The 8,798-nt window shown below is 65.7% G+C and carries 6 protein-coding genes and 2 tRNA genes; all 8 read right to left on the bottom strand.

The window, feature by feature from the left end; translation table 11 throughout:
- Positions 1-45 precede the first annotated feature (45 nt).
- Positions 46-1,065 carry a LacI family DNA-binding transcriptional regulator gene (locus tag VM94_RS27075; protein ID WP_046686191.1) on the bottom strand — a complete coding sequence of 340 codons (1,020 nt, stop codon included), beginning with the start codon at positions 1,063-1,065 and terminating at the stop codon, positions 46-48.
- 143 nt (positions 1,066-1,208) lie between these two features.
- On the bottom strand, positions 1,209-3,683 hold the full coding sequence (locus VM94_RS27070) for a TonB-dependent siderophore receptor (RefSeq protein WP_046686190.1): 2,475 nt from the start codon (positions 3,681-3,683) through the stop codon (positions 1,209-1,211).
- 79 nt (positions 3,684-3,762) lie between these two features.
- A complete protein-coding gene (locus tag VM94_RS27065) occupies positions 3,763-4,749 on the bottom strand; it encodes a FecR family protein (RefSeq protein WP_046686189.1) in 987 nt (328 codons plus the stop codon).
- Entirely contained in the window at positions 4,746-5,273 is a 528-nt protein-coding gene (locus VM94_RS27060; protein WP_046686188.1) for a sigma-70 family RNA polymerase sigma factor, read from the bottom strand. Before VM94_RS27060 ends, VM94_RS27065 begins: the two co-directional genes overlap by 4 nt.
- 182 nt (positions 5,274-5,455) lie before the next feature.
- Positions 5,456-5,532, bottom strand: a tRNA-Met gene (locus VM94_RS27055).
- Positions 5,533-5,591: 59 nt separating this feature from the next.
- Positions 5,592-5,668: transfer RNA gene (locus VM94_RS27050), tRNA-Met, on the bottom strand.
- Between the two features lie 91 nt (positions 5,669-5,759).
- Positions 5,760-6,707 (bottom strand): tRNA (adenosine(37)-N6)-dimethylallyltransferase MiaA, encoded by a 948-nt coding sequence (gene miaA / locus VM94_RS27045; RefSeq protein ID WP_046686187.1) that lies wholly within the window; start codon positions 6,705-6,707, stop codon positions 5,760-5,762.
- Between the two features lie 114 nt (positions 6,708-6,821).
- A complete protein-coding gene (gene mutL, locus VM94_RS27040; RefSeq protein ID WP_046686186.1) occupies positions 6,822-8,735 on the bottom strand; it encodes a DNA mismatch repair endonuclease MutL in 1,914 nt (637 codons plus the stop codon).
- Positions 8,736-8,798 lie beyond the last annotated feature (63 nt).

The following is an 8,798-nucleotide window of genomic DNA, read 5'->3' as shown; positions in this document are numbered from 1 at the left end:
GGCGGGCAGGCAGATGGCGTTGCGCCACCTGCCGTATTGCATCGTTTAGCGCGTGGTGCCGCGCCGAACCAGGGTGACGGGAACTTCCTTCAGGCGGCCCGGCATGGCAAATTTTTCCATGCGTTCGACCAGGCTCTTGACGGCGCGGCGCGCCAGTTCGCCCGCATCCTGGCGGATGGTGGTCAGCTGGTAGGCGTCCAGTGCGGCCATGGGAATGTCGTCGAAGCCGATCACCTGCAATTGCGCGGGCACGTCGATGCCATACTTGCTGCGCGCCGCGTCGATGAAGCCGCAGGCGATCAGGTCGGTGGCGCAAAAGACGCCGTCGGGCAGCTTGCCCGAGGCGAGCAGGGCGTCGGCCGCTTCCTGGCCTGCCTGGTAGCCGATGGCATCTGCCAGGTATTCGCCAGCCGTGCAGCGTTTCTTTGCCACCGCCGGCGCCAGGTGCTCGAGGAAGGCCTTGCCGCGCGCGATGCCGCTGAAACTGCTGGCGCGCGTGTTGACGAAGGCCAGCCGTCTGGCGCCGCTGTCGAGCAGGGTGCTGGCCGCCAGTTCGCCGCCGTTGCGGTTGTCGCTGTTGACCACGTCCACGCCTTTCAGGTCGCGCGCGCGGTTGATCATGGCCACCGGCACCTGCCGCTGCAGGTATTCCGTCGCCACGGCGGACGGCGGCGAGCCGGACGTCATGATGACGCCGGAAATCTTGTAGCTGAGGAGGATGCGCAGCAATTCGCTGAGTCGCTCTGGATCTTCCGCATTCATCAGCAGCGGCACCAGCGCATGTTCGCTCAGGCTGCGCGTGACTTCGCCCAGCAGGGCCACGCGGAACGGGTCCGTGAAGCCCGTGATGACGACGCCCACCAGGTTGCTTTGTCCCTGGTTCATGCTGCGCGCCAGGATGTTGACCTGGTAGCCCAGCGACTGCGCCGCTTCCATCACGCGGGCCCGCGTTTCGGGCGCCACGCTGGCGCCGGGCGTGAACGTGCGCGAGACGGCGGAGCGCGAGACGCCGGCCCGTTTGGCGACGTCCACCGAAGTGACCCAAGACTTGTCTTTTTGTTCCATTGACGGTGTAGATGAATGAGAGGCCGATGCACGATGCGGTGCGGCGCAACGCCGCGCCATCATCTTAGCCGAAAATCCCGGCCGCGGCGCGAACTGAATGTCGCGCCACGGCCCTCGCGCCGGCCCTCAGCCCTCCTATCCATCTACCACTTCGGCGTGTACTTCAGGGTCAGCTGCACGTTGCGCGGGTCGCCGAAGTGGTTATTGCCGCCCGTGTCGTTATACGACGGGATCACGTAGCGCTTGTCGAACAGGTTGTTGACGTTGACGGCGAGCGACAGCTGCGGCGTGGCTTGCCAGGCCAGGCGCGCGTTCCACAGCGAGAAGCCGGCCACGTCGAACGAGCGACCGAAGTCCAGCGTGTGGCTTTGCATGTTCACGCCGGCGCCGACGCTGAACTTGCTCCACTCGCCGGGCAGGGTATAGCCGGACCACAGGCGCAACATGTGCTTCGGGGTCCATGTCGAGAAGACCTCGCCCTTGTTGTCCGGGTCGTCGAGGTAGGTCGTCGTCGTGTAGGCATAGCCGGCCGAGAGCTGCAGGCCGCGTGCCACTTCGCCCGACACTTCCGCTTCCAGGCCCTGGCTGCGCACCTTGCCCGAGGCGCGCGAGCAGTACCAGCCGTCGCAGGCGAAACCGGCGGCGTAATCGTTGACGGCGCGGTCCTTGTGCTCGTAGCGGAAGACGGCCAGCGAGGTATTGACTTTGCCGTCCAGCAGTTCGCCCTTGATACCGGCTTCATAGCTGTCGCCCGTGATCGGTTTCAGGACCTGGCCCGCCGCGTTGCGGTTCGTCTGCGGCTGGAACACGCCCGCATAGCTGGCGTAGGTGGACCATTGCGGCGTCAGCGCATACATCAGGGCCACCGATGGCGTGAACTTGGCCGTGACACGGGTGGTGTCCGCCGTGCCACCCTGGGGGGCATACTCGAAGTCATACCAGCTGAAACGCCCGCCCAGCAAGGCTTTCAGGTGACTGGTCAGCTGGCCGTTCCAGGTGCCGTACAGGCCTTTCTGGCGCATGTCGTAGGTGCTGCTGGAGCTCACGCCGCGCGCGGCGATGGTGTCGAAGTCCTGCCATGGGCGGTGGTGGTCGATATTGAAGATCTGCGCGCCCTGCGTCCAGGCGCGCGCATAGCGGTCGTCGGAATGGAACTTCACATAGCTGGCGCCCATGACGACTTCCTGCGCGATGCCCAGGCTATCGAATTTGCCGCGCACGAAGGCGTCGATGCCGCGCTTCTGGTTCTTGAAATCGGTGGAGAAGTCGCCGTACATGGAACCGCTGCCATCGGCCTTGATGGTGCCGGCCATGCGCTGGTGGGTCGAATTGGTGCGTTCATTGACGCCCAGCGCGGCCGTCTTGAAGGTCCACCGGCTGTTGAAGTGGTGCTCGAGGTCCAGGTTGACGGTGGTCTGTTCCACCTTGCTGCGGTTCCAGTCGGCGCCCGTATAGGTCGAGCGGGGCAATCCCAGCTCGCTGCCGTCGGCGTAGCGCGCCAGGCCGATGAACATCGGGCGGCCGCGCCCGTTGACGTTGCTCACGGCCAGGCCCACGGTGGTGGCGGGGCCGAGGTCGTAGTCGAGCGCCGCATACACGGTGCGGTTCTTGTTCCAGACCTGGTCGATGAAAGAATGGCTGTCGTCTTCATCGACGATGGCGCGTCCGCGCAGGCTGCCTTCCGCATTCAGCGGCGTGCTGACGTCGAGCTGCGCGCCGTAGTGGTCCCACGAACCGGCGCGGCCCGTGAGCGCGACCTGGCGCGTGGCCAGCGGGCGCTTGCGCACCAGGTTGACGGAGCCGCCCGGGCTGCCCGTGCCTTCGAGCAGGCTCGATGCCCCGCGCAGCACTTCCAGGCGGTCGTAGATGACCATGTTTTCCTGGCCCCAGTTCCCCAGTGCATAGGTGTTGCGGTCGATCGGCACGCCGTCGTACTGCCACTGGTCGATCTGGAAGCCGCGCGAAGTGATCACCACGCCCGGGCCCACGCCATGCACGCCGACCACGCCGGTGACGTTGTTGACGGCTTCGCGCAAGTCCGTGATGCCCTGGTCGTCCAGGCGCTGGCGCGTCAGCACGCTGACCGATTGCGGCATGTCCTTCATCGACTGTTCTCCCTTGCCGAGGGTGATCTTGCGCGCCGTGTAGGAGCCGCTGCCTTCCGTAGTGGCGCCTTGCTCGGCCTGGCCGACGATGGTAATCGAGGGCATGGTGCGCTCGGCCGCCGAGGCGGCGCTTGCCGCTGCCGTGGGGGCGGATGCCGGCGCGGCCACCAGCACGTAGCCGGTGGCCGTCTTGCCGATGGCGTAGCCGCTGCCGCGCAGCAGCACTGCAAAGCCGTCGTCGATGGCATAGCTGCCCTGCAGGCCGGCCGTCTGCAGTCCCTGCACCTTGGCCGAATCGATGACGATGGACACGCCCGCCTGCTGCGCATAGCGGTTCAGGGCGCCGGCCAGCGGACCGGCGGGGATGGCGTAGCTGGCGGCAGCCGGCACGGTCTGGGCGACTGCCTGGGCGTGCAGGCCGGCGCTGGCCAGTAGCAGGGCGGCCAGGGCCAGTGGGCGCAAGCGCGTGCGCAGGGTGTGCGTGGATGAAAGGGCAACGACTTGAGCGTACATGGTGACAGCCTTTTTTGATTGATCTCAGCTGCCTTGACGCACGAGATGCGCAAAGTGGAACCGTGAATGCAAAAAATATTTACTTTTTGGCGGGGGCGTCCACCATCACCAGGTAGCGCGTCAGCATGCGGATGCGCAGCTGGGGGAAATTGTCGATCAACAGCTGCAGCGCCTTGTCCGTGTCGTCCAGCGGCAGCACGGCCGCCACGCGGATGCCGGCGATCTGCATCCGGTCGTAATGCAGCTGGCCGGGGCGGTGGCGCGCCAGCTCGTCGAGCACGTCGGCCAGCGGCAAGTCGTCGACCACCAGCTGGTGCGCACGCCACGCTTCCTGCACGCTGGCCGCATCGATGCTTGTCAGTGGCCCGACGCCATCGCGCGTGATGCGCGCGCGCTGGCCAGCCTGCACCACGACGGCAGGATGTTGCGGCACCTGCGCCGATACTGTCGATTCGAGCATGCTGAGGATGGTGGCGCCGTCTTCCCTGCGCACGGCAAAGCGCGTACCCAGCGCACGGATCGCCGCCTGCTTGCTGTCGACGATAAAGGGGCGCTGCGCGTCCTTGGCCACGTCGACGAGAATGTCGCCACGCACCAGTTCCACATGCCGCTCGCCCGCATTGAAATGTACGTTGACGGCGCTGCCGCCGGCCAGGGTCAGGCGGCTGCCGTCGGCCAGGGTGTGCGCCTGCCATTGTCCCGTGGGGCTGCGCAGGTCGGCCAGCAGGTAGGCGGGGCGCTCGCCGAGGACCAGCGCGCCGGTCAGCACCAGCACGGCCACGGCGCTGGCGGCGGCCAGCTGGCGCAGACGCTGGCGCTTGGGCGCGATGGCGGCCAGGGCGGCGCGTGCGGGGCGATGGTCGCCGCCGGCCGGCTCGCGCACGGCATTCAATTGACGCAGCAGGTTTTCCATGTCGGCGGCCACTGTCGCGTGCAGCGGATCGGCCGCCTTCCACGCAGCGAAGCCGGCTCGCGCCATGTCGCGTTCGGCCAGGTCGTCCGCGCTCAGCTGCACGATCCAGCGGGCGGCCTGCTCGGCGGCGATATCGGTGCGCGTGCCGCTCATGCCGCCATGGCCGGGCAGGCGTGGCGGCAGGCCAGCAAGGCTTGCACCAAGTATTTTTGCACCATGCGCGTAGAGACGTTCAGCTGCGCGGCGACGGCGGCCTGCGGTTGTTCTTCCAGGTAGTGCAGCAAAAAGGCGTCGCGCGCCTTGGCGGGCAAGCCGTCCAGCGCCGTGGCGATCTGCCCGAGCGCCTGCACGGCCATCAGGATCTCCTCCGGCGAGGGTGCGCCGGGCAGGCTGTCGGCCAGCAGGGCCAGTTCCGCCAGGTAGCTGCGTTCGAGTACTTGCCGGCGCGCGCGGTCGAGCAGCAAGCGTTTCGCCGTCGTCGACAGATAGGCGCGCGGCTCGCGCATGCCGAACAGGGCGTCGCGCGAGGCGATGATGCGTAAAAAGGTGTCTTGCGCCACGTCGGCCGCGCCATGCGGGCAGCTGAGTTTCTTGCGCAGCCAGCCGACCAGCCAGCCGTGATGCTCGCTATAAAGCGTGTGCACTTGCTGTTGCAGGCTGGGCTGGATGGCGGACATGGGTGATGAATAATATAAATGAGAATTATTCTCATTGTAAGCGGCAGAGGCGGCTTGCCACAATCCCCGATTGCATGGGGCGGGGACAGTGTTGCGCGCAGGCCGCATGCGCGCTGATGGCGAAAATGAAAAAACCCGCCGCTGCACGGGGCAGGGGCGGGTTCATCAATGCTGCAAATTCTTGGTGGTGATAGGTGGACTTGAACCACCGACCCCAGCATTATGAATGCTGTGCTCTAACCAACTGAGCTATATCACCAAACAGACCGGTCAGACCGGATGCTCGTTTTGACCAGGGGAAACCTGATCGATGTTCTTTGGTGGTGATAGGTGGACTTGAACCACCGACCCCAGCATTATGAATGCTGTGCTCTAACCAACTGAGCTATATCACCCAACAGCCGAGCATTATCCAGTCTTCCCATTTCCTTGTCAATGCTGGCCATGAAAAATCTGTGGATTTTTTGTGTGTTACAGCGTTCATGATTATTTCAGCAACGGCTGGATCTGCGCCAGCATGGACGAGGCTGGATCGGCGCCCAGGCAATCGATGACGATGCGTTCCGGCATCGCCCGCAGCCAGGTTAGCTGTCGTTTGGCCAGCTGGCGCGTGGCGATGATGCCCGTCTCGCGCAGGGCGGCGCGGTCGATGCGGCCATCGAGGTAGTCCCAGGCCTGGCGGTAGCCCACGCAGCGCATCGAGGGCAGGCCCGGGTGCAGGTCGCCGCGCCGGCGCAACCCATCCACTTCATCGAGCAAGACGTCGTCTTTCAGCATCAGGTCGAAACGCGCGGCGATGCGCGCGTGCAGCACGGCGCGGTCCGACGGCTCCAGCGCGAACGATTGCAACCGGAACGGCAGCACGGTCTTTTCGCGGCGGTCCAGCAGGGCCGACATGGGCTGGCCGGACAGGGCGATGATTTCCAGCGCGCGGCCGATGCGCTGCGCGTCCTGCGGCGCCAGGCGCGCGGCCGTGACAGGGTCTTGCTGCGCCAGGCGCGTATGCATGGCGGGCCAGCCGATGGCGGCCGCGTCTTCTTCCAGCTGGGCGCGCAGCACGGGATCGGCGCCGGGCAAGTCGTCGAGGCCATCGGCCAGGCCCTTGAAGTACAACATGGTGCCGCCGACGAGCAGCGGCAGCTTGCCACGTGCGGAAATTTCGCTCACCAGGCGCAGGGTATCGTTGCGGAACTGCGCCACGGAATAGGCGTCCAGCGGGTCGATGATGTCGATCAGATGATGCGGTACCTGGGCCAGTTCTTCCTTCGACGGCTTGGCCGTGCCGATGTCCATGCCGCGGTAGACGAGGGCGGAATCGACGGAGATGATCTCGGACGGAATCGCTTGCGCGATGGCCAGCGCACTGGCCGTCTTGCCGCTGGCCGTGGGGCCCATGATGGCGACGGCCAGGGGGAGGGAGGAGATGTTTTGCATGTTGACTCGTGTAAAGTGATGCGTAGGTCGGATTAGCGCAAGCGTAATCCGACGTGATGCCGCCGCTGCAGTGTCGGATTACGCTGCGCTAATCCGACCTACTGTCTCTATTGTCTACTGGCCGCGCAGGAACAGTTTATCGAGCGCATTGATCTCGACCTGCACCCACGTGGGCCGGCCATGGTTGCACTGGTCGGCGCGTTCCGTGCTTTCCATCTGGCGCAGCAGGGCGTTCATTTCCTGTACCGATAAAATCCGGTTGGCGCGCACGGCCGTGTGGCAGGCCAGGGTGCCCAGCAATTCGTTCTGGCGCTCGATCAGCACGCGCGAGCCGCCGTATTCGCGCACGTCGCGCAGCACGTCGCGCGCCAGGGTTTGCGCGTCCGCGTTCTTCAGCAAGGTCGGCACGCTGCGCACGGCCAGGGTGGTGGGCGACAGGGCGGCGATGTCGAAGCCCAGCGCTTTCAATGTGTCCTGGTTTTCATTCGCCGTCGACACTTCGATGGCGTCCGCATAGAAAGTGACGGGGATCAGCAAGGATTGCACCTGCATGTCCTGGCCCGACACTTGCGCCTGCAGCGCGTTTTTCAGCTGCTCGTACAGGATGCGCTCGTGCGCCGCATGCATGTCGACCAGCACCAGGCCCTTGGTATTTTGCGCCAGGATGTAGATGCCATGCAGCTGGGCCAGGGCAAAGCCCAGCGGATACTCTTCGCGCGCCATCGCTTCGGGCGAGGCGATGTACGGTTCCACCTGCGTGATCGGCGAGTTGGCGACACCTGTGCCGCCGCTGAACAGGGCGCCGTAGGCCGCCGTGTCCTGGGCCACGCCTGGCGCGTCGGCAAAGAAGGGGAGGTTCGCGCCGGGCGAGGCGGGGGCAAAGGTATTTGTAAACTGCGTGCCGAACGAGGTCTGCGTCTGCTCGCGGCGCCAGATGCCGGGGCCACCCAAACCTGCGCCAGCGGTATCGCCGCCCAGGGTGGAAGCGGCCGGCAAAGGTGCCGGTACGCTGCCGAAGGCCGTGGCCGACGTCTGCGCCAGTGCGCGCTGCACGGCGTGGAAGACGAACTGGTGCACGGAACGGCTGTCGCGGAAGCGCACTTCGATCTTCGACGGGTGCACGTTGACGTCGACCAGGGCCGGGTCGAGGTCGAGCGCCAGCACGTACGACGGAAAACGGTCGCCGTGCAGCACGTCCTGGTAGGCCATGCGCACGGCGTGCACGAGCAGCTTGTCGCGCACGAAGCGTCCGTTGACATAAAAGAACTGGCCATCGGCGCGCGCCTTGGACGCCGTCGGCAAGCCGGCAAAGCCGTGTATGCGCAGGCTGCCGGCCGACTCGTCCAGCGCCAGGCGCGCTTCGGCGAAGTCATTGCCCAGGATGTGGGCGCTGCGCTTGGCCAGTTCGCTGATATTCCACTGGTCGATGGTACGGCCGTTGTGCGACAGCGAGAACGACACGTCCGGCCGCGCCAGCGCGATGCGGCGCACGACTTCGGCGCAGTGGCCGTATTCCGTCTGCTCCGATTTGAGGAATTTGCGCCGCGCGGGCGTGTTGAAATACAGGTCTTGCACGTCGACCGTGGTGCCGTGCGCGCCCGACGATGGCGAGACGCTGCCATTGTGCGAGCCGACGATTTCCCACGCATGGGCCGCATCCATCGTGCGCGAGGTCACGGTGACGGCGGCCACCGAGGCGATCGAGGCCAGCGCCTCGCCACGAAAGCCCAGGGTGCCCACGTTTTCCAGGTCGTGCAGGGAAGCGATTTTTGACGTGGCGTGGCGCGCCAGGGCCAGCGGCAGCTGATCCTTGTCGATGCCGCGCCCGTTGTCGGTGATCGCGATGCGTTTCACGCCCCCTTCTTCCAGCCGCACCGTGATCTGCGTGGCGCCCGAGTCGAGCGCGTTTTCCAGCAGCTCCTTGACGACGGCGGACGGCCGCTCGACCACCTCGCCGGCGGCGATTTGCGAAATCAACTGGTCAGGCAGGGCCTGGATCGGGCGGTGGGGCGTAATGGGAGCGTTCATGCGGTAATTATACCGGGGTCAGACCCGTCGGGTCTGACCCCAGCCCTTGCTCTTGGGCTAAAA

This window comes from Janthinobacterium sp. KBS0711, assembly GCF_000988085.1.
Lineage (GTDB): Bacteria > Pseudomonadota > Gammaproteobacteria > Burkholderiales > Burkholderiaceae_D > Janthinobacterium > Janthinobacterium lividum_E.
Note: the sequence above shows the minus strand (reverse complement) of the source record. Positions and strands in the feature narration are given on the sequence as shown.

Bases quoted from the DNA above. Each gene is read 5' to 3' on its own strand.
- mutL (WP_046686186.1), bottom strand. From the start codon at position 8,735: ATGAACGCTCCCATTACGCCCCACCGCCCGATCCAGGCCCTGCCTGAC.
- VM94_RS27060 (WP_046686188.1), bottom strand. From the start codon at position 5,273: ATGTCCGCCATCCAGCCCAGCCTGCAACAGCAAGTGCACACGCTTTAT.
- VM94_RS27070 (WP_046686190.1), bottom strand. From the start codon at position 3,683: ATGTACGCTCAAGTCGTTGCCCTTTCATCCACGCACACCCTGCGCACG.
- VM94_RS27065 (WP_046686189.1), bottom strand. From the start codon at position 4,749: ATGAGCGGCACGCGCACCGATATCGCCGCCGAGCAGGCCGCCCGCTGG.
- miaA (WP_046686187.1), bottom strand. From the start codon at position 6,707: ATGCAAAACATCTCCTCCCTCCCCCTGGCCGTCGCCATCATGGGCCCC.
- VM94_RS27075 (WP_046686191.1), bottom strand. From the start codon at position 1,065: ATGGAACAAAAAGACAAGTCTTGGGTCACTTCGGTGGACGTCGCCAAA.